The following is an 18035-nucleotide window of genomic DNA, read 5'->3' as shown; positions in this document are numbered from 1 at the left end:
CCGCACCGTGACCTTCACCGGCACCGGCACCGACGGCTCCACCGTCAACGTCCTCGACGCCAACGGCAACCGCATCCCCGGCACCACCGCCGCCGTCGTCGTCAACGGACAGTGGTCCACCACCGGCACCTACCCCGCTGACGCCCCGGTCGCACAGACCATCACCGCCAACCAGGTCACCGGAGGCGCAGGCCGCGGCGAACAGACCGTGTCCTTCACCCTCCCCGCCGTGACCCCCGTCGGCAACTTCACCGTCACCGCGCCCACCAACGGCCAGACCGTCGACTCGCGCACCGTGACCTTCACCGGCACCGGCACCGACGGCTCCACCGTCAACGTCCTCGACGCCAACGGCAACCGCATCCCCGGCACCACCGCCGCCGTCGTCGTCAACGGACAGTGGTCCACCACCGGCACCTACCCCGCTGACGCCCCGGTCGCACAGACCATCACCGCCAACCAGGTCACCGGAGGCGCAGGCCGCGGCGAACAGACCGTGTCCTTCACCCTCCCCGCCGCCGTCACGCCGACCCCGACCCCGACCCCGACCCCGACCCCGACCCCGACCCCCGCTCCCGCGGGCAACGGGTCGAGTGCCGCCCCCGTCGGCGGCTCGTCGAGTGTCGCGTCCGGGTCGAAGCTGGCCGTGACCGGTAGCGCCGACGTGATGCCTCTCGTCGGTGCCGGAGCCCTCGCGCTCATGGCTGGCGCGGGCATCTTCCTGTACGGAAAGCGCCGCCGCGTTCACAACTGAGCGTCGCTAAAGAGACGATGCCCGCCCCCTCCGGGGCGGGCATCGTTCTTTGTCGGGTCGGGCGCGTCCCCGCTCGACGTGTCTCTCAGCTCTTCTTCGTGACGCGCCGCTCCACGAGCTTGCGTGCCACGTCCATGAAGCTGGGCGCGTACTTCGCCCACTCCTGGTCGAGCTTGCGCACGTCGATCTTGCCGGTGTGCAGCAGCTCGCAGATCTTCAGCCAGCTCTCGCCCGTCGCCGCCGTTAACGCACCCGCGACCGCCGCGTTCACGACGATCCCGGCACCGGGGATGAGCTTGAGGAAGCTCGTCGCGAGCGCCCGCCCCGCGACCTGCACGCCGAACTGCGCGAGCGCGCCGGCCGAGAGCATCGTCTTGACCTCGAGGTCGTAGATCGCGGCGATCCGGCCCATCATCGTCAGCTGGATCGGCGCCAGCGTGACAGCATCCGAGACAGGAAGCGGAACGGTCGCAGCCCCCGCTGCGGCCGCGGCCGCCGCGGCGATGATCGGCCGCGCCATCTCCCTCTTCCACGGGAGGTTGAGTCGCTGTGCGATGCGAAAGGCGTCCTTGTCGCGCTCGGGGGCGAGCTCGAGGGTCTGCGTGACAAGGTCACCGAGGCCGTGCCCCTTGCCCTTCCCGTTCTTGTCGCGGGTCGAGGTGAGGACGACCTGCCGGTAGGGGATGCGCAGTCGCTCCCCGGTGTTCGGGTCGACGGGGTCGTTGAGCCACTCGACGAACGCCTCCAGATCTTTAGCGATGCCCTGGTGCCCGGTGAGGGGGTTCTTGATCCAGCCGACCTTCGTCAACACCAGGATCACCGGCAGCCCCCGCTCGTCGAGCTCGCGGATCATCGCGATGTCGGCCGGGGTCAGCCGATCGTCGGCGGCCCGCACGCAGTACCAGACGACCGAGATCTGGTGGTCGCCGGGGTGGGCGGCGATCGCGTCGAGGTGGGTGCGCAGCTGCTGATCCGGCGGAACGGGCGAGCCGATCTCGAACCCCTCGACGTCCCAGATACCGAGCGAGTCGTCGCTGTAGAAGTGCACGCCGCGCGTGACCGGCAAGCCGCGTCCGACCTTCGCCCAGTCGCGCCCGAACACCGCGTTGACCAGCGACGACTTGCCCACGCCCGAAGCGCCGACGATCGCGAGGTTGAACCGGCCGTACCGCGACTTCGCCTCGGACGTCGCCTGGACGAACGCCTTGTCGTCGAGCTGACGCGCGTCGGTGTTCTTCTTCGCCATGATCTGGCCCTACCCCCGATGATTCGCGTCGCGACCCGCGTGTGCGGGATGGATCGAATCTACGGGGCCGGGCGGCACGAGGGACTTTCGGGAGCGCCCCTTGCGCGACGACCCGGTACAGGTCACGGCTGCCGCCGCGACCCCACCCACCCGTCGTCATCCCGCGTGAACACGACCCGATCGTGCAGTCGCGACCGCCGGCCCTGCCAGAACTCGATCTCGCGCGGCTCGACCCGGTATCCGCCCCAGTGCGGTGGCCGCGGCACGACCTCATCGTCGGCGAACCGGGCGGTGACCTCGGCCATGTGCTCTTCGAGAGCGGCTCGGGATGCCACGGGCTCCGACTGGCGGCTCGCCCACGCCGACAGTTGCGAGCCGCGCGGCCGCGAGGCGAAGTACGCGTCGTCGCGCTCCGGCGGCAGCGGCGTGGCCGTACCGAGCACGATGACCTGTCGCTGCAGCGCGTACCAGGGGAACAGGATCGACACCGCCGGGTTCCCGGCGAGCGCGCGGCCCTTCCGCGACTGCCGGTTGGTGAAGAAGACGAGCGCCCCGTCGTCGTCGATCCCGCGCAGCAGAACCGTGCGCGAGGTGGGCCGGCCCTCGGCATCCACCGTCGACACGACCATCGCGTTCGGCTCGGGCTGGTCCGTGGCATCCGTCAGCCACTGCTGCAGCAGCTCGAAAGGTGAGGCCGAGAGGGCGTCGTCATCCAGCTCGGCGAGCGTGTAGTCGAGCCGGTGGGCAAGGGGGTTCTCGGTCATCGCGGGTCCTCCGGTGGGTGGCTGGGACCCCAGCGTATGACTGCGCGGCGGTGACCACGTCGACAGGCACAGGGACATATCGGCCCTCGAAGACACTCCCGTCCGGGGCCCGGACCTAGCGGCCGATAGAATCGCCGCATGGAAGAGGGGGGAACGCGGCAGCAGATCCTCGTGCACGCCGCCCGCCTCTTCGGCCGGCACGGGTACTACGGCACCACCACGAGAGAGATCGCGGATGCCGTCGGCATCCGACAGCCGTCGTTGTTCTACCACTTCTCCGCGAAGCACGTCATTCTGTCGGAGCTCGTCGACGCCGACCTCGCGCAGACCTTCGGCCGCCTGCAGGAGGCGCGCGCCCTCGACGCCTCGTGGGCGGAGCGTTTCCACTACTTCCTGACGATCAGTTCGCACGATTATTTGACGCTCCCCTACGACGCGCGCGGCTATTACAGCGATGCGATCTTCACCGAGCCGGAGTTCGAGAGCCAGCGCCTGTCGATCGCACGCTTCCACGAAGAGGTTCGGGCGCTCGTGGCGAGCGGCATCCAGGCGGGTGAATTCATGGACGCGGACGCCGAGTTCGTCCAGCGCGCGATCACCGGTCTGCAATTCGAAGGAATGCGCGAGCGCGAGACGAATGCGTCGGCGCCGGTCGCCCACCGACCTCTGCAGGTGTCGGACTTCATTCTCCGCGCGGTGCTCGTCGATCCCTTCCGTCTCGACGAGGTGCGTTCGGCGACGCAGTCCCGCCTCGACGGCGCGGTCTCCTTCTCGCTGTAATCTCCGCCGCCTCCCCTGACTCTTCTCGGGGTCGACTTCGGCGCGAAATGCGGGCGCAACACGCGCCCTCTATCAATTGATAGACGCATTACCTATCACTTGATAGCCTGCTCCGCACGTCACGCCCGAGGTGACGGAGCATCGAGCATCGACGGAGATTTCATGCACACCACCACTCGCATCGCCGCAGTCGCCGCGGTCGCCGGCCTCGCCGCTCTCGGCCTGTCAGCGTGCTCGTCGAGCCCGGCTCCGGCAGCCGACACGGCATCCGCTATCGCCACCGTCGCACCCACCGCCCTGCGGTCGGCCGACACGCTGTCGATCTGCACCACGAACCTGGGCTCTCCGCCCAACATCACCACCGATGAATCCGGAAACCTCGTCGGCAGCGAGATCGACCTGGCCAAGGCCGTCGCGGGTCGTCTGGGTCTCACCCCCGACTTCGTGACCGTCGACTTCTCGGCGCTCATCCCGAGCCTGCAGGCCAAGCAGTGCGACGTCATCATGGCCTCGCTCTACATCAAGCCCGAACGCAAAGAGGTCGTCGACTTCGTGCCGTACCTCACCTCCGCCACGGGGGTCGCGGTGAAGCAGGGATCGGATGCCGGCATCACCGGTCTCGACGACTCGCTCTGCGGCAAGAAGGTCATGGTGACGGTCGGCACCACGGCGCAGGATCTCGCCGAGAAGCAGTCCACCGCGTGCACCTCCGAGAACAAGAAGCCGCTCGACATCAGCACGAACAACCAGGCCACCGTCGGGTTCCAGCAGCTGGTCAGCGGACAGCTCGACGCGTACCTCGACGCGGCAGAGCTCATCGGGTACTACCAGAAGCAGGGCACCGCAGGCATCGAGATGGTGGGCGACCCGACCGACGCGATCGACATCGGCGCGGCCACCCTCAAGGACAACACCGCGCTGCACGACGGCATCCAGAAGGCGTTCGACGACATCGTCTCGACGGGTGACTACACCAAGATTCTCAGCACGTGGGGGCAGGAGTCCCTCGCCTACAGCGGAAGCAACTGACGGTGAACTTCGACTGGGGCTTCTTCTGGAAGAACCTGCTCACCCCGGGCGCACCCTTCCTGCAAGGTCTCGCGCTGACGGTGCTCATCTCGGTGCTCGCGATGGCCGGGGCGCTCGTGGTCGGCCTGGTGATCGCGCTGATGCGGCGGTCGGCATTCGCACCGCTGCGCGTGATCGCGAGCCTCTACATCTGGCTGATCCGCGGTACCCCGCTGCTCGTGCAGCTCGTGATCATCTACACGGGCTTCGCCGCGGCGAACGTGTTCCGATTCCAAGACGTCGACCTCGGCGGCATCCTGGTCAAAGCCGCGATCCAGGCGGCGATCGTCGGGCTCATCATGAACGAAAGCGCGTACATCTCCGAGATCATCCGCGCCGGCCTCGACTCGGTGCCGGTCGGTCAGACCGAGGCGGCGCAGGCGCTGGGCATGTCGGGGATGTCGGCGATGCGGTGGATCATCCTGCCCCAGTCGCTGCGGCTGATGGTTCCCCCGCTGGGCAACTCGTTCAACGGGCTCATGAAGAGCACGTCGATCTTGAGCGTCATCGGCGTCTCGGAGATGTTCCTGGTCACCCAGAGCATCAGCGCCGCGAGTTTCCGCACCTTCGAGATCTTCGCGGTCGTCGCGATCTACTACCTCGCCCTCACCACGATCTGGACGATCATCCAGAGCGCGATCGAGAAGAAGCTCAACGCCCGCGTCGGCATCGTCACCACGGCGTCTCCGTGGCAGCGGTTGTTCGGGGGTCGTCGGTCGGCGCCCCTCACCCCCGTCACCACCCTCTCCGACTCGGGAGTCCTGAAATGACCGATCCCCTCGTCAGCGCGAAGAACGTCACCCGCGAACTCGGCGGGCGCCAGGTGCTCGACAACGTGTCGTTGGACGTGCAGCCGGGCGAGGTCGTCGTGCTCGTCGGTCCCTCGGGTGCCGGCAAGACGACGTTCCTCCGCACGATGAACGGCCTCGAGAGCATCGACGGCGGCGACCTCACGGTCGCGGGCCAGCCGATGGGCTACCGGATCGCGCCGAACGGTCGACGCGTTCCCGCCACCAAGTCGGCCCTCCGGCAGCAGCGGCAGGAGATCGGCTTCGTCTTTCAGCACTTCAACCTCTTCCCGCACATGACGGCGCTCGAGAACATCTGGCACGCCCCCGTCCGCGTACGCGGGATCGCCAAGGGTGAGGCCGTCGCGCAGGCGCAGGCGCTGCTCGAACGCGTGGGGTTGGCCGACAAGAGCGATGCACGGCCGAGCAAGCTCTCGGGCGGTCAGCAGCAGCGCGTCGCGATCGCCCGGGCGCTCGCGATGAAGCCCCGCCTGATGCTGTTCGACGAGCCGACCAGCGCCCTCGATCCCGAGATGATCGGCGAGGTGCTCGACGTCATGCGCGAGCTCGCCGCCGACCACATGACCATGGTCGTGGTCACGCACGAGATGGGCTTCGCCCGCGAGGTGGCCGATCGCGTCGTGGTGATGGATGCCGGAGCCATCGTCGAGGTCGCCCCGCCCAGCCAGCTGTTCGCCGCGCCCGCGCACCCGCGCACGCAGGCGTTTCTCTCGAAGATCCTCTGACCCTCTCCCTCCCCGCACGATCCACCGAGGAACACCCATGTCTCGCACGCCCCTGACCGGCGCCATCGCCACCCCGCACGCCGACGCCACCCGCTCCGCCGAGCGAGCGTTCGCCCGCGGTGGCAACGCGATCGATGCCGCCCTCGCGGCCGCGGCCACCCTCAGCGTGGTCTATCCGCACAACGTCAGCATCGGCGGCGACCTGATCGCCCTGGTCCGCGACCCCTCGGGACGCACGCGCTGCGTGAACGCGTCGGGCCCCGCGGCATCCGCTGTCGATCGCGCGGCGATGCGCGAAGCGCACGGTGAGGTGCTGCCGTATCGGGGCATCGACACGGTGACGGTACCGGGGGCGGTCCGCGGGTGGGAGGTACTGCGGCGCATGGGCGGTCAGCTCGGCTGGGAGGAGATCTTCACGGATGCCGTGACTGCCGCGCGCGAGGGCGTGCCGGTGTCGCGCTCGCTCGCCGCCGCCTTCCGCGAAGAAGAGGCCGCGATCGGGTTCGACGCGGGGTTCCGCGACACGTTCCTCGCCGAGGGCCTGCCCGCGCAGGGCGATGCCCTCGTGCAGCCGGTGCTCGCCCGCACCCTCGAGGCGATCCGCGACGGCGGGGCGGCGGCCCTGTACGACGGCGAGCTCACCGCCGGTTTCGTCGACGGCCTGGCGCGCCTCGGCTCGCGCATCGGCGCGGCCGACCTGCTGCTCTTCCACCCCGAGGTCGTCGAGCCGCTGACCACCTCGTTCGGCGCGTATCGCGTGCTGACGAGCCCGCCCAACACGCACGGCTTCGTGCTGCTGCGCGTGTTGCGCGAACTGGAACGGCACGGCATCGCCGACCCCCTGGGCGCGGACTTCGGCCGCATGATGGAGCGCTTCTTCGCCGCCAACCTCGTGCGCGACGAACTGCTCGCCGACCCGCGGGTCACCTCGGGCGACGTCAGCGAGCTGCTCGACGGTGATGCATCGGCGCGCGGCGACGAGCCGGTGCTGCCGGGCTTCCGTCGCCCCCGCGGCGACACGGTCGGCATCGCGGCGTCGGACTCGTCGGGGTGGTCGGTCTCGCTCATCCAGAGCGTCTACCACGCGTTCGGAGCCGCCGTCGTGGAGCCCTCCACCGGCATCCTGCTGCACAACCGCGGCACGGGCTTCTCGCTCGACCCGGCGTCGCCGAACGCCCTCGCCCCCGGGAAGCGCCCGCTCCACACCCTCATGCCGGTCATGGTCGACGACGAGCGCGGCCTGCGCTTCGTCTCGGCGACGATGGGCGGACAGGGTCAGCCGCAGATCCACGCCCAGACCCTACTGCGGGCGATGGCGGGAGCCACCGCTCAAGAGGCGGTGTCGGCGCCGCGCGCCATCGTGGGCCCGCAGCGCGACGGCGACACCCCCTCCGACATTTACGTCGAGGGAAACCTCGCCGCGCCCGCCCGCGATTCGCTCGCCGAGACGCGGCTGCACATCATCGAGACTCCGGATGCCGACGAGCTCGTCGGGCACGCGAATCTTGTCATCGTGGGGGCCGACGGTGGCCTGGATGCGGGCAGCGACCCGCGCTCGGACGGTGCGGCAAGCGTGCGGGGGTATGGGGCCTGACGCGGGCGCCCCCGTCTGTCGCTGTCAACGACCGAGACCACAGTCGAGCGTGGGTCGGGGACAGATAGCGACAGTGACGGCAACGGGAAACAGATCCATAGTGGCGTGACGACCACCGCCACCGCGCCTGCAGCGGCGCAATCAGACGAGATGCACTCAAGAGCCGGATCGCGAACGTCACTTACGCATCGCGGCCCCCTCACATACGGTGAAGAATCGTGAATCCGCCCCCGGGCTGTTCGCAACATGTATCTATTGAGACCGAAGTGAAAGAACATTCATGAAAAAGAAATCATTGCTATCCGTTTCGGGTGGCGCAATACTCACCGTCCTCGTCGCCTCTTTCCTGTCAGCGGCTCCTGCAACCGCGGCGTCCCCCTCGGAAATCGAGCCATCACCGGCGACGCTGACACGCTCAGGTGGGACCGTGCTCGAGTCCGTCGGAGCCACGCGAGCGGAATGGGAAGCGGAGATCGAATCCCTCGTTGCCAGCGATCTGCCCCGGACCGTCACCGAGCAGGACGGGGTCACCCGGTACTCGTTCGAACTCACGCCCCAGGGCGAGGGCGTACCCACCGGATACACGATGGATTACACCGTGGAGCTGCACGACGACGGAGCCATCGTGCCGATGCTGGCTGGCGGCTCAAACCAGCACGGCCCTTATCTGGATCTGAACCAGTTCGATCAAGATCTGGTCATCAGTGGGGGCGCTGCCGCTATCGGGCTCGCCGCGTGCGCGATCCCGGCCGTGGGATGGGTCAGCTGCGCCGCGATCACCGCTGCATTGACGATTGCCGCGGTCGCTCTTGCGCACAATGGAAAATGCAAGGGCGAATTCCGCATCTATCTGAACCGCGCTCGGGACGAACCGCAGTACGCCTGCGTCACCTGAGCACGATTTCGTAGGTAGCCGTCCGAGCCGGGCATCGTGTTAGAGGACACGATGCCCGGCTTCGTCGTTGAGACGGAATACATCGTGGACGGAGGTGCCGAGCGCTTCGCTGATGCGAAGGGCGAGAACCAGAGAAGGATCATGTTGACCAGCCTCGAGCGACACGATGGTCTGCCGAGAGACAAGGCAGAGGGCGGCGAGGGCCTCCTGGGTGAGCCCACGCTCTCGGCGAGTGGCTCGCACGGTGTTGAGGGTCTTCACCTCATGCTCTCCTCGGCCGAGTCGCGGCGATGCGGATCCAGTAGTCGCCGAGGGCGATGAACAACAGACCCGCGAGCCAAACCCAGCCCGCGATGTCTGCCAGCAGGACCGCAGCGAGGAGAAGAATCGGTGCCGCGACCAGCACATCTCGGAAAGCCGATGCCCGCGCTTTGCGATCCACATCGGCTTCGATCCCCTCCTCCGCAAAAGACCGGGTCGCGGTTTCTCGCTTCTTCCGTACGGCCACGATGGCGAGTCCCGCCGCGGGGATGACAGCGAAAGCGGCGTACCGCAACCACTCTGCGCGGATGGCCTCCCCCACGCCGAAAAGGACGGCGATCAGGGCGATTCCGGTGGCCAGAATCACCACAGGTGCAAAGCGTTTCATGGAGCATCCCCTCGAATGTCAATCGTGCTTGTCATTCCACGATGTCGTATCAACCCGACATTTGCAAGCTATTGCCTCTCCGATGCACCCTGACGGCCGCGCCACACCCGCCCAGCGACACACAGACCCCGGCCCCCGTGGGCTGCGGATGGAAGGCGTTGTTCTGCGGCCCCAACCCGGGCGAACGACCAGACGCACACTCGCGTGCCCCTCGACACGCCGTGACCCTGCGCGTGCGGAATACCTGTTGCGCACCGCGGGTTGGCCAGCCACGGCCCTGTTCCCCCACGAAAGGACACCCATGAGCCTGTTCGCCCCCACCACCGTCGGAGAGATCGGCGTCCGCAACCGCGTCTCGCTCGCCCCGATGACCCGCCTGCGCGCCGGCGCCGACGGAGTCCCCGGCCCGATCGTCGCGAAGTACTACGCGCAGCGCGCAGGCATCGGCCTGCTGGTCACCGAGGGTGTCTTCCCGAGCGACGAGTCGCGCGCGTACCCGGGTCAGCCCGGCATCGTGACCCACGCTCAGGCCGCGGGCTGGGCCAAGGTCGCCGACGCCGTGCACGCCGAGGGCGGCACCGTCTTCATGCAGCTCATGAACGGCGGACGCGTCACGCACCCCGAGATCACCGGCACCGACCGCATCGTCGCCCCCTCGGCGATCGCCATCGAGGGCGACACGCGCCTCGCCGACGGCACGAAGGTCGCCTACGCCGTGCCGCACGCGCTCGAGACCGCCGAGCTCGCCACCGTGCGCGACGAATTCGTCGCCGCCGCCCGCAAGGCCGTGGATGCCGGGTTCGACGGCGTCGAGCTGCACTCCGCGAACGGCTACCTGCTGCACGAGTTCCTCTCCCCCGCCTCGAACCAGCGCACCGACGCCTACGGCGGATCGCCCGAGGCCCGCGCTCGCTTCGTCATCGAGGTCGCGCAGGCCGTCGTGGCCGAGGTTGGCGCCACGCGCGTCGGCATCCGCATCTCGCCCGCGCACAACATCCAGGACGTGTGGGAGAAGGACGACGCCGAGACCCGCGCCACCTACGAGGCGCTCGTGTCGGGCCTCGCTCCCCTGGGCCTCGCCTACCTGAGCGTGCTGCACGCCGACCCCGCCGGCGACCTCATCCAGGACCTGCGCCGCACCTTCGGCGGCACCCTCATCATCAACAGCGGCTTCTCGAGCGTCACCACGCGCGACGAGGCCGTCTCGGTCGTGAAGGACGACATCGCCGACCTGGTCGCCGTCGGCCGCCCCGCCATCGCCAACCCCGACCTCGTCACGCGCTGGGAGCAGGGCGCCGACGAGAACGACGTCGACCAGGCCTCCGTCTACGGCGGCGGCGAGCGCGGGTACACGGACTACCCGTTCCTGCAGGCCTGAATCTCGGATGCCAACGGGGCGACGTCGCGAAAGTGACGCCGCCCCGTTCGTATGTCCACCGCGAACACCTCTCCGTTAGCCTGACCGCATGAGGACCGGCGGCCGACACGCTCAATCCAATGGTCGGGTGAGACCGTGATGCGTCCTTTCGGCCCGCGCTCCTACGTCGTCTCGCTCGAAGTGCCGTTCGGCTTCGGGGACGATGTCGAGCTCGACCACGACCCGGCCTCTCTCCGGCACGGCCTCAAGCCGTTCCTTCGCATCGACCTGACGCTCTACGAGCTGCCCATCCCCGACTTCACCACGACGTACGGGATCTACTTCGCAACGCCCCCGCTCGCCGAGCAGCTGCGTCCGCTGCGCGGTCTGCGCGAGCGTGAATTCAGCCTGTCGTTCGACCCGCAGATGCAGGAGCTCGGGGCGTTCGAGGGCAAACAGCTTCCTGAGCTTGTCTGTTTCGACGTGACGGGAACCTTCGGCGTCGACGACTTCTCCCACGTCGAGGGGGAAGCGGACCTTCTCGTGTCTCAAAGGGCGGCCGCGGCGCTGCGCCGTTTCGATCTGGGGCAGTTGGGCACGATTCGCCGCTTCCGGCGCGCGCGCTAATTCACCGGGCTCGTGGCGACTACCGCCCCTCGGCGCCCCCACGGCCGCGCCCGCAACGCCGCGAAATCGCCCCGTATGAACTCGTCGGCAATGTCGAGACGTTCTTTCTCGCTCAGCCCCCGCAGACTCCCGACTTCTTCACCGCCGACCTCGCTGTTCTCGAAGAGCACCCGATGCGGATAGAACTCGAGATTCCACGCGTCCGAGTCCGACACCGAAATGCTCCGGTGCTCGTCGTCCCCGTCATAGACGGCGATCGTCGGCAACAGTTCACTGAGGCGGTCGAGCGTGATGTCATCGTGTTGCTGCGCCCCGTAACGGTCGGTGAAGCTCACCCATCGCATCCGAATCCGCTCCTCTCGTCGATGCTCAATCTTGCTCCGCTGGCCGGAACCTTTGCACGACGGCGCCCGACCGGAACTCTCGCCGCTCGATCAGCTCGAGCCTCAGGTCGACGCCGTCGAGCAGCCGAGGCCCCCGGCCCGCAATCACCGGATGAACGACGAACGTGTACTCATCGATGAGCCCGTGCGCCGCGAGTGTCGCCGGCAGCCTCACGCCACCGACCGAAACCCCTCGCCCCGGTTCCCCCTTGAGCCGCCGAACGGCCTCAATAAGATCGCCCCGGACCAGTTCGGCGTTCCAGTCGACGCTGTCGAGAGTCCCGGATGCCACGACCTTCCGCATCGGATCCATGACCTCCGAGAATGCGACCTCACTGGCATCCATCCAGTCCGGCCACTCCCCCGACTCCGGTCGACGCCACGCGCCCTCCATCAGCTCGTAAGTGGCACGGCCGTAGAGGAGGGTGTCGGAGCGGCGCAGCTCGTCGGTCCAGAACGCCATGGACTGCTCGTCCGGCGGCAGGCCCGCTTCGTGATGGACGCAACCGTCGAGGGTGACGTTGATGGCGTAGCGGAGGGGCTGTGTCATGCCGCTAGCTTCCTCGCCGGGGCTCCCCCGCGGAAGAGCCCGCCGCCGCAAAGCGCGCGGCCTGCACCGCGAAGGCCTTCGCCAGCTCCGGCGGCCCGACGACCTCCATCGCCACCTCGAACCTCCCGAACGACGCGGCGAGCGCACCCCACGACCACGACCCGACCTCAAGGGTGCACTGCTCGTCGTCGACAGCGGTGACCGTGCCGTCGCCCGCGAACGGCAGTACGTCCCGCACCGGCGCGTGCAACAACACCGTCCCGCGGCAGGGCCACTCATTCGAGTCCGCCCCCTTGAACCGCGCGGCGACAAACGCGTTCACGTCCCCGCCCGGCACGACCCGCAGCACGAACGGCGCCCCACGCGGCACCCGGGGGCGCACGCGATCCGCCGAGAAGAGCCGCCAGTCCTCCCGCTCGAGATCCCACCCGAGCAGGTACCACCGGCCATCCGAGGTCACGAGGTGGTGCGGCTCGATCCGCCGAGGCTGAGCCTCTCCCTCGCCCCTCGGCATGTAGTCGAAGCGCAGGGTGACCCGGTCGCGCACCGCCTGCGCCAGCGTCAGCAGCACGTCGAGCGGAACAGCAGCAACCGGCGCTTCCCCCGGGCGGCCCACCGTCGTCACCTCCACAGCGTCGAGCCGATGCCGCAGCCGCGACGGCAGCACCTGCCGCATGGTCGCGAGAGCGCGCACCGCCGCCTCGCCGATGTCCGCACCCAATGCGGGCGCCGCGCGCAGAGCGATCGCCACCGCGAGCGCCTGATCGTCGTCGAAAAGCAGCGGCGGCATCTCGGCGCCCGCGTCGAGGCGGTATCCCCCGTCGGGGCCCATCGTCGTCTCGATCCGGTAGCCCATCTCGCGCAGACGATCGATGTCGCGCCGCACCGTGCGATCGCTGACATCCAGCCGCGATGCCAACACCGACCCCGGCCAGTCCCGCCGCGCCTGCAAGAGCGACAGCAGGGTGAGCAATCGCGACGTCGTGGCCATGCATCCGACGGTACTCGCGGTCTAGGACAGAAACCGACCTATACGGGTGGGACCGTGATCTCACAAGCCGATCCCGGCCCATTAATCGAGGAGCAGACATGCCCGTGCAGACCACCACCCACCTGAATTTCCGCGGCGATGCCCGCCAGGCGCTCGAGTTCTACCAGTCCGTCTTCGGCGGCCACCTCGTCGTCAACACCTACGCCGACTTCGGCACGCCGGCCGAGATCCCCGGCTCCGACAAGGTCGTCTTCGGCCTGGTTGCCGGCGAGAACGGCTTCCGCATCATGGGTTACGACATCCCCAGCCGCACCGAGGGCGGCATTGCCGGTGACGGAGCGACGCATCGCGAGAACAGTACGACAGTGACCGACCAGGCGGTGTTCGTCTCGATCAGCACCCCCACCCTCGAGGAGCTTCAGGGCTACTGGGACACCCTCGCAGTGGATGCCACGGTCGTCGAGCCCCTCGCCGCCTCGGCCTGGAGCGCCGGCTTCGGCATGCTGACCGACCAGTTTGGCGTGACGTGGAGCGTTTCGGTCGTCGCGGACTGAGGTGGGCGGTCGCGACGGCGTTCGATTGCGGGTCGCGACCGCTTCGCCTCAGGGTCCTAAACAACATAAGCGTGCTGCACAGCAACCGGACTCAGAGGTTGGCCCGAAGAATTTGAGCCGGGCCTGACGCTGGGTTGGGGTTGGATGCCCAGCACGGTTGCCTTGTCTTGCTCCTGGTGAACGCGGCAAGATGCACCCGTGCGAGCTGGGCCACACCACGGATAGGCCGTAAGCGGATCCGGGCGAGCAGATTCATGCTTCAGGCGACGGCACTTCGCACGAATCTCCACCAGCGTCATGTGGGGCTGTCGTCGATGTAATGGTGTGCATCATTGACGCGACCACGCAGGCTCCAGCCGCACCCTACCGACCCATGCTGACCCGAGGTACCGTTGTTGATCTCTTCGGGGGTGACAGCTTGAGCAAATTCTCAGTGGATCCAGACGCATTGCGGCCAGTTGCGGAGAAGATTGACGCGATTCGCGCCGAGGTCGCCGCCGGCGGGGTAAGCGGTCTCGATGGCGACGTCGGTCACGCCGATCTCGCTGCCGCTGCTGCTGGCCTGCAGGCAAAAGCCTCGTCATCCTGGTCGGAGCAGGTGCGCGCGCTCCAAGAGGTCGTCACTCGTTTGCGCGGCAGCGCTTCCCTTTACGAGAAGGCGGATCAAGATGCGGTGCCTCGAGCGGCAGCTGCTAGCGAGGGACTCATGCGTCCATGACCGAATTGGGCCAGACCACAGACGCGCTCGTTCTCATCCCCGGGTCGGTCGCAGCGCTGACAGATGCAGCTGTTAATTGGCGGTCTCGCGCTGAAACGGCCCGGATGGCCGCCGAGGAGCTTGGACAGGTGAGCCCGCCTGAGAGTTGGGCCGGCGAGGCCGCCGACCTCTTTGCTTCTCGGTTGTCAGCGGTCACGAGCGCGTGGTTGAAGAACGCGCAGATGATGATGACCTCGGCGGACGCGTTGGAGAACTACGCGACGATGCTCGGGTGGGCGCAGGGCAAAGCTGGTGACGCGATCGACATGTGGGAAACCGCCCGCGTGCGGACGGTCGAGTCCCTAGCTCCAAAGCCTCGGAGCAATCAGTTCTACGGCAGCAACGTCACCATCGAACCACCACCGGCCGATGCGGGTGCATCTCTGCGCGCGGAAGCAATCGCACTCCTCACCTACGCACGCCAGGAAGTTTCCTCGGCTGGAGCTCAAGCAGCGGACACAATCCGAGCGGCTGCGGACATCGCGCCTCCTGCTCCGGATCCGTGGCAGGTCGCATCGGCCATGACGCAGATGGTCGTCCAGCTCGCGATCACGACTCAGGTCGACACTCTCACCAATCTGGTCAATGGGACGGCGTCGGTTGCTAACGCACTCATCGAACACCCTGAGACCATCCTCGAGATTCTCGGCGGAATCGGTCTCATGGCCGGCGGGGGCGCGCTGGCCGTTGGGGGGCTACCGGTCGCCGCCACCGGTGTGGGAATTGTCCCCGGAGGGGCGGCCGTTGGAGCGGGCATCACCGCGGCTGTCGCCGGCGCGGCCGCTACCGGCATGGGAATCATGAACGTCGCCCAGCACGCAACCGGCGACAGCGCGGTTCGCCCGTTACCTGGACGCGACGCGAAGGGTCGCTTTACATCCGATCAAGAGGTGAAGCCCTGGGTCGACAAGGAGAAGCAGGGAATCGACGAGATTCAGGAGGAGTTCGGCGTCGAAGTCAAAACGGAGCGAACCGCCGCCCGTATAGAGGGCTCGGACCACACCAGATACTTCGACGGCTTCTTCAGAAACGACGATGGAACGTACACAGCAATCGAGGTGAAGAGCGGCGGCGCAATGAGAACAGCCGGGCAGCGCGAGTTCGACGGTCTGGTGTCTGAAGCAAATCCCGCGATCGTGAAGGTCGACGGCGAAATTATTAGAGTAACCAGTGTCTACCTGAAGCGAGTGCCATGAGTAACGACAAGCCCACGTTCGTCTACGAGATCAACGGAGCCTCGTTCGCGAACCTCATCAATGGTCCGCGGTCGTACGAAGACAACTTGCAGCGGATGGTGTCTCTCCTGGGCAAGTCGGGCCGTTCGACGTTCTCCCTATCGAGGCTGCCAGACGGCCAGGACATCTGGGACGTAACCCGCGAGTCACTGCCAAGTGTGTTTCTACAGGCGGCCGGAACCGCCGATGCCATGACCGTCGAGTGGCGACGCCTGGAGCAGGACGGAACAGAGCGGCTCTACACCGTCGGTCATGGTGGACCGCGCGACGGCGAACCGCCCGTGACGATCGACTTCCTCGACGGGACGGCCCACGCCCTCGTCTACCCAGACGAAGTGTTTACTGCGGACGAGGCCGGCGAGATCTTCGTGCATTACTTTCACACGCTGACGGTCCACGACCGCTACGCCCTCCGCGAGCTGAACCTCACCACGCCAACACCATGACCATCTCGTTCGACAGCGATCGCCACGAAGCCCTACTGGTCTCGCTTCGGGTAGCAACGAATGCCATCGGGGCCGAGCTCGATGCGCTCGAACGCAAGGCGGACACGTTGCGTTCTTCCTGGAGTGGTGAAGCGCGCGACGCGTACGACGAGGCGCAGAACGCATGGAGCGCCTGCATGCGCGGATTTCATGGCGTACTCAGCAATACCAACATCGTTGCTGCATCCGCTGGCGACTCACTCCGCCAAGCCGAACAGGCGGTGCGGTCGCTCTGGGCCTGAGCAGGGCTGCTCCGTCAACCCGCGGACAGGTCGCTCCTCAAGTGGGAGTCGCCGCCTCCAGGGCATCCCGTCCGCTCCGAGAATGATGATCGGCGCGGAGGAGAAGTGGCTGAATGCAATGTCGAGGATGACGAGCGGCCGCGGTCCCGGGGCGCGCTTATGGCGCGTCCGACGAGGTCTTCACATCCCCGGCGCCATATCCGTGAACCGCGAATAATGCCCCTGAAACGCGACCGTGATCGTGTCGGTCGGACCGTTACGGTGCTTCGCCACGATCAGGTCCGCCTCGCCCGCACGAGGTGAGTCCTTCTCATACGCCGCCTCGCGGTGCAGCAGCACCACCATGTCGGCGTCCTGCTCGATCGAGCCCGACTCACGCAGGTCGCTCAGGGCCGGCTTCTTGTCGGCGCGCTGCTCGGCGCCACGGTTCAGCTGCGATAGCGCGATGACCGGAACCTGCAGCTCTTTCGCCATCAGCTTCAGCGCGCGCGAGAACTCACTGACCTCTTGCTGGCGCGACTCGACGCGCTTACCGCTCGTGAGCAGCTGCAGGTAGTCGATGACGACCATCTTGAGACCCTCGCGCTGCTTGAGACGACGGCACTTCGCGCGGATCTCGACGAGCGTCATGTTGGGGCTGTCGTCGATGTAGAGGGGCGCGTCGTTGATGCGACCGCGGGTGGAGGCCACCGTGGTCCAGTCGCGCGAGTCGAGGGTTCCCTTGCGCATGCTCTGCAGGGGAATCTGGCCCTCGGCGCTGAGCAGGCGCATGGCGATCTCGCTGCGCCCCATTTCGAGCGAGAAGAAGATGCAGGGGGCGTTCGACTTGATCGCGGCGGCGCGGGCGAAGTCGAGCGCGAGCGTCGACTTACCCATGGCGGGGCGCGCGGCGAGCACGATCATCTGGCCCGGGTGCAGACCGTTGGTCAGCTGGTCGAGACCGGCGAAGCCGGTGGGGATGCCCGTCATCGACCCGTCGCGTCCGCGAGCGGCCTCGATCTCTTCGACCGCGGCATCCACCGCCGTCGTCAGGGGGATGTAGTCCTCGGCGCTGTCGTCGCCCGAGACGTTGTAGATCTCGGCCTGGGCGCTGTTGACGAGCTCGACCGGGTCGCCCTCGCCGGCGTAGCCCATCTGCACGATGCGCGTGCCGGCCTCGACGAGGCGGCGGAGCATCGCGCGCTCGGCGACGATTGAGGCGTAGTAGCCCGCATTTGCGGCGGTCGGCACGATCGAGGTGAGCGTGTGCAGGTAGTCCGCTCCCCCGGCGCGCTGCAGCTCGCCCGTCTTGATGAGCTCGTCGGTGACGGCCACCACGTCGGTGGGCTCACCGTGCGAGTAGAGGGTGAGGATGGCCTCGAAGATCAGCTCGTGCTTGGGCACGTAAAAGTCGGGACCGCGGAGACTTTCGATCACATCGGCGACGGCGTCTTTCGACAGCAGCATGCCGCCCAACGCGCTCTGCTCGGCCAGCGTGTCGTGCGGGGGCGTGCGCTCGGGGCGCGGCGCTTTTCCGAGACGTTCTTCGGCGATATCGGCGATCGACACGGGCTCTCCTTCAGTTCGGGCA

At 67.5% G+C, this 18035-nt stretch carries 22 protein-coding genes; 14 read left to right on the top strand and 8 right to left on the bottom strand.

What is annotated here, in order from left to right; all coding sequences use genetic code 11:
* Positions 1-754 (top strand): LPXTG cell wall anchor domain-containing protein (locus tag DEU35_RS17205; protein ID WP_181904643.1); only part of this gene is annotated, 754 nt, incomplete at its 5' end.
* An 85-nt stretch (positions 755-839) separates the two neighbouring features.
* On the opposite strand, the gene DEU35_RS12675 is transcribed toward DEU35_RS17205, so the two are convergent.
* Both DEU35_RS12675 and pdxH read right to left on the bottom strand, forming a co-directional pair.
* Positions 840-2000 carry a GTPase family protein gene (locus DEU35_RS12675; protein ID WP_116239690.1) on the bottom strand — a complete coding sequence of 387 codons (1161 nt, stop codon included), beginning with the start codon at positions 1998-2000 and terminating at the stop codon, positions 840-842.
* Between the two features lie 122 nt (positions 2001-2122).
* Positions 2123-2764, bottom strand: a complete 642-nt coding sequence (gene pdxH, locus DEU35_RS12670) for a pyridoxamine 5'-phosphate oxidase (protein ID WP_103207610.1) — start codon at positions 2762-2764, stop codon at positions 2123-2125.
* 138 nt (positions 2765-2902) lie between these two features.
* On the opposite strand from pdxH, the gene DEU35_RS12665 reads away from it, so the two are divergent.
* The 6 genes from DEU35_RS12665 to DEU35_RS12640 all read left to right on the top strand — a co-directional run bounded on the left by DEU35_RS12665 (position 2903) and on the right by DEU35_RS12640 (position 8635).
* The gene (locus DEU35_RS12665) at positions 2903-3544 is read left to right on the top strand and encodes a TetR/AcrR family transcriptional regulator (RefSeq protein WP_103207608.1); all 642 of its coding nucleotides are present in this window, start codon (positions 2903-2905) and stop codon (positions 3542-3544) included.
* 162 nt (positions 3545-3706) lie between these two features.
* Positions 3707-4573, top strand: a complete 867-nt coding sequence (locus DEU35_RS12660; protein WP_116239689.1) for an ABC transporter substrate-binding protein — start codon at positions 3707-3709, stop codon at positions 4571-4573.
* Positions 4574-4575: 2 nt separating this feature from the next.
* Entirely contained in the window at positions 4576-5382 is an 807-nt protein-coding gene (locus DEU35_RS12655) for an amino acid ABC transporter permease (protein WP_116239688.1), read from the top strand.
* On the top strand, positions 5379-6146 hold the full coding sequence (locus tag DEU35_RS12650; RefSeq protein WP_116239687.1) for an amino acid ABC transporter ATP-binding protein: 768 nt from the start codon (positions 5379-5381) through the stop codon (positions 6144-6146). Before DEU35_RS12655 ends, DEU35_RS12650 begins: the two co-directional genes overlap by 4 nt.
* 37 nt (positions 6147-6183) lie before the next feature.
* Positions 6184-7740: a gamma-glutamyltransferase family protein gene (locus DEU35_RS12645; RefSeq protein WP_116239686.1), complete on the top strand. Its 1557-nt coding sequence runs from the start codon at positions 6184-6186 to the stop codon at positions 7738-7740.
* Between the two features lie 280 nt (positions 7741-8020).
* The gene (locus DEU35_RS12640; RefSeq protein WP_146035538.1) at positions 8021-8635 is read left to right on the top strand and encodes a hypothetical protein; all 615 of its coding nucleotides are present in this window, start codon (positions 8021-8023) and stop codon (positions 8633-8635) included.
* 39 nt (positions 8636-8674) lie between these two features.
* On the opposite strand, the gene DEU35_RS17465 is transcribed toward DEU35_RS12640, so the two are convergent.
* Together DEU35_RS17465 and DEU35_RS17460 are read right to left on the bottom strand one after the other, a co-directional pair.
* On the bottom strand, positions 8675-8896 hold the full coding sequence (locus DEU35_RS17465) for a helix-turn-helix transcriptional regulator (protein ID WP_258027900.1): 222 nt from the start codon (positions 8894-8896) through the stop codon (positions 8675-8677).
* A 1-nt stretch (position 8897) separates the two neighbouring features.
* Positions 8898-9284: a hypothetical protein gene (locus DEU35_RS17460; RefSeq protein WP_258027899.1), complete on the bottom strand. Its 387-nt coding sequence runs from the start codon at positions 9282-9284 to the stop codon at positions 8898-8900.
* 301 nt (positions 9285-9585) lie between these two features.
* On the opposite strand from DEU35_RS17460, the gene DEU35_RS12630 reads away from it, so the two are divergent.
* Positions 9586-10662, top strand: coding sequence for an alkene reductase (locus tag DEU35_RS12630; RefSeq protein WP_116239685.1), 1077 nt, complete (start codon positions 9586-9588; stop codon positions 10660-10662).
* Positions 10663-10797: 135 nt separating this feature from the next.
* On the top strand, positions 10798-11268 hold the full coding sequence (locus DEU35_RS12625; RefSeq protein ID WP_147301873.1) for a hypothetical protein: 471 nt from the start codon (positions 10798-10800) through the stop codon (positions 11266-11268).
* On the opposite strand, the gene DEU35_RS12620 is transcribed toward DEU35_RS12625, so the two are convergent.
* Genes DEU35_RS12620 through DEU35_RS12610 form a run of 3 tightly spaced genes read right to left on the bottom strand, consistent with a single transcriptional unit; the run spans position 11265 to position 13192 of the window.
* Positions 11265-11603, bottom strand: a complete 339-nt coding sequence (locus DEU35_RS12620; protein WP_147301872.1) for a hypothetical protein — start codon at positions 11601-11603, stop codon at positions 11265-11267. The two genes, DEU35_RS12625 and DEU35_RS12620, sit on opposite strands and share 4 nt — an antisense overlap.
* A gap of 34 nt (positions 11604-11637) precedes the next feature.
* Complete coding sequence (locus DEU35_RS12615) at positions 11638-12201, bottom strand: dihydrofolate reductase family protein (RefSeq protein ID WP_115916530.1); 564 nt, start codon at positions 12199-12201, stop codon at positions 11638-11640.
* 4 nt (positions 12202-12205) lie between these two features.
* Positions 12206-13192, bottom strand: coding sequence for a YafY family protein (locus tag DEU35_RS12610; RefSeq protein ID WP_116239682.1), 987 nt, complete (start codon positions 13190-13192; stop codon positions 12206-12208).
* Between the two features lie 98 nt (positions 13193-13290).
* Here DEU35_RS12610 and DEU35_RS12605 point away from each other — a divergent pair, with 98 nt between their 5' ends.
* The 5 genes from DEU35_RS12605 to DEU35_RS12590 all read left to right on the top strand — a co-directional run bounded on the left by DEU35_RS12605 (position 13291) and on the right by DEU35_RS12590 (position 16465).
* Positions 13291-13746: a VOC family protein gene (locus DEU35_RS12605; RefSeq protein ID WP_116239681.1), complete on the top strand. Its 456-nt coding sequence runs from the start codon at positions 13291-13293 to the stop codon at positions 13744-13746.
* Between the two features lie 373 nt (positions 13747-14119).
* Positions 14120-14464 carry a hypothetical protein gene (locus tag DEU35_RS17320; protein ID WP_147301871.1) on the top strand — a complete coding sequence of 115 codons (345 nt, stop codon included), beginning with the start codon at positions 14120-14122 and terminating at the stop codon, positions 14462-14464.
* Complete coding sequence (locus tag DEU35_RS12600) at positions 14461-15699, top strand: putative T7SS-secreted protein (protein WP_147301870.1); 1239 nt, start codon at positions 14461-14463, stop codon at positions 15697-15699. Before DEU35_RS17320 ends, DEU35_RS12600 begins: the two co-directional genes overlap by 4 nt.
* Positions 15696-16184, top strand: a complete 489-nt coding sequence (locus DEU35_RS12595) for a hypothetical protein (RefSeq protein ID WP_116239679.1) — start codon at positions 15696-15698, stop codon at positions 16182-16184. The genes DEU35_RS12600 and DEU35_RS12595 overlap by 4 nt, the downstream gene beginning before the upstream one ends.
* Positions 16181-16465: a WXG100 family type VII secretion target gene (locus tag DEU35_RS12590; protein WP_116239678.1), complete on the top strand. Its 285-nt coding sequence runs from the start codon at positions 16181-16183 to the stop codon at positions 16463-16465. Before DEU35_RS12595 ends, DEU35_RS12590 begins: the two co-directional genes overlap by 4 nt.
* Positions 16466-16645: 180 nt before the next feature.
* Here DEU35_RS12590 and dnaB read toward each other — a convergent pair whose 3' ends face one another.
* Positions 16646-18013, bottom strand: a complete 1368-nt coding sequence (gene dnaB / locus DEU35_RS12585; protein WP_103207564.1) for a replicative DNA helicase — start codon at positions 18011-18013, stop codon at positions 16646-16648.
* Between the last annotated feature and the right edge of the window lie 22 nt (positions 18014-18035).

Source organism: Microbacterium sp. AG157 (assembly GCF_003385695.1).
In the GTDB taxonomy this organism is placed as follows: Bacteria; Actinomycetota; Actinomycetes; order Actinomycetales; family Microbacteriaceae; genus Microbacterium; species Microbacterium testaceum.
Note: the sequence above shows the minus strand (reverse complement) of the source record. Positions and strands in the feature narration are given on the sequence as shown.

Coding starts and splice junctions, on each gene's coding strand:
- DEU35_RS12675 (WP_116239690.1), bottom strand. CDS start 2,000: ATGGCGAAGAAGAACACCGACGCGCGTCAGCTCGACGACAAGGCGTTC.
- pdxH (WP_103207610.1), bottom strand. CDS start 2,764: ATGACCGAGAACCCCCTTGCCCACCGGCTCGACTACACGCTCGCCGAG.
- DEU35_RS12665 (WP_103207608.1), top strand. CDS start 2,903: ATGGAAGAGGGGGGAACGCGGCAGCAGATCCTCGTGCACGCCGCCCGC.
- DEU35_RS12660 (WP_116239689.1), top strand. CDS start 3,707: ATGCACACCACCACTCGCATCGCCGCAGTCGCCGCGGTCGCCGGCCTC.
- DEU35_RS12650 (WP_116239687.1), top strand. CDS start 5,379: ATGACCGATCCCCTCGTCAGCGCGAAGAACGTCACCCGCGAACTCGGC.
- DEU35_RS12645 (WP_116239686.1), top strand. CDS start 6,184: ATGTCTCGCACGCCCCTGACCGGCGCCATCGCCACCCCGCACGCCGAC.
- DEU35_RS12640 (WP_146035538.1), top strand. CDS start 8,021: ATGAAAAAGAAATCATTGCTATCCGTTTCGGGTGGCGCAATACTCACC.
- DEU35_RS17460 (WP_258027899.1), bottom strand. CDS start 9,284: ATGAAACGCTTTGCACCTGTGGTGATTCTGGCCACCGGAATCGCCCTG.
- DEU35_RS12630 (WP_116239685.1), top strand. CDS start 9,586: ATGAGCCTGTTCGCCCCCACCACCGTCGGAGAGATCGGCGTCCGCAAC.
- DEU35_RS12615 (WP_115916530.1), bottom strand. CDS start 12,201: ATGACACAGCCCCTCCGCTACGCCATCAACGTCACCCTCGACGGTTGC.
- DEU35_RS12610 (WP_116239682.1), bottom strand. CDS start 13,192: ATGGCCACGACGTCGCGATTGCTCACCCTGCTGTCGCTCTTGCAGGCG.
- DEU35_RS12605 (WP_116239681.1), top strand. CDS start 13,291: ATGCCCGTGCAGACCACCACCCACCTGAATTTCCGCGGCGATGCCCGC.
- DEU35_RS17320 (WP_147301871.1), top strand. CDS start 14,120: ATGCTGACCCGAGGTACCGTTGTTGATCTCTTCGGGGGTGACAGCTTG.
- DEU35_RS12600 (WP_147301870.1), top strand. CDS start 14,461: ATGACCGAATTGGGCCAGACCACAGACGCGCTCGTTCTCATCCCCGGG.
- DEU35_RS12595 (WP_116239679.1), top strand. CDS start 15,696: ATGAGTAACGACAAGCCCACGTTCGTCTACGAGATCAACGGAGCCTCG.
- DEU35_RS12590 (WP_116239678.1), top strand. CDS start 16,181: ATGACCATCTCGTTCGACAGCGATCGCCACGAAGCCCTACTGGTCTCG.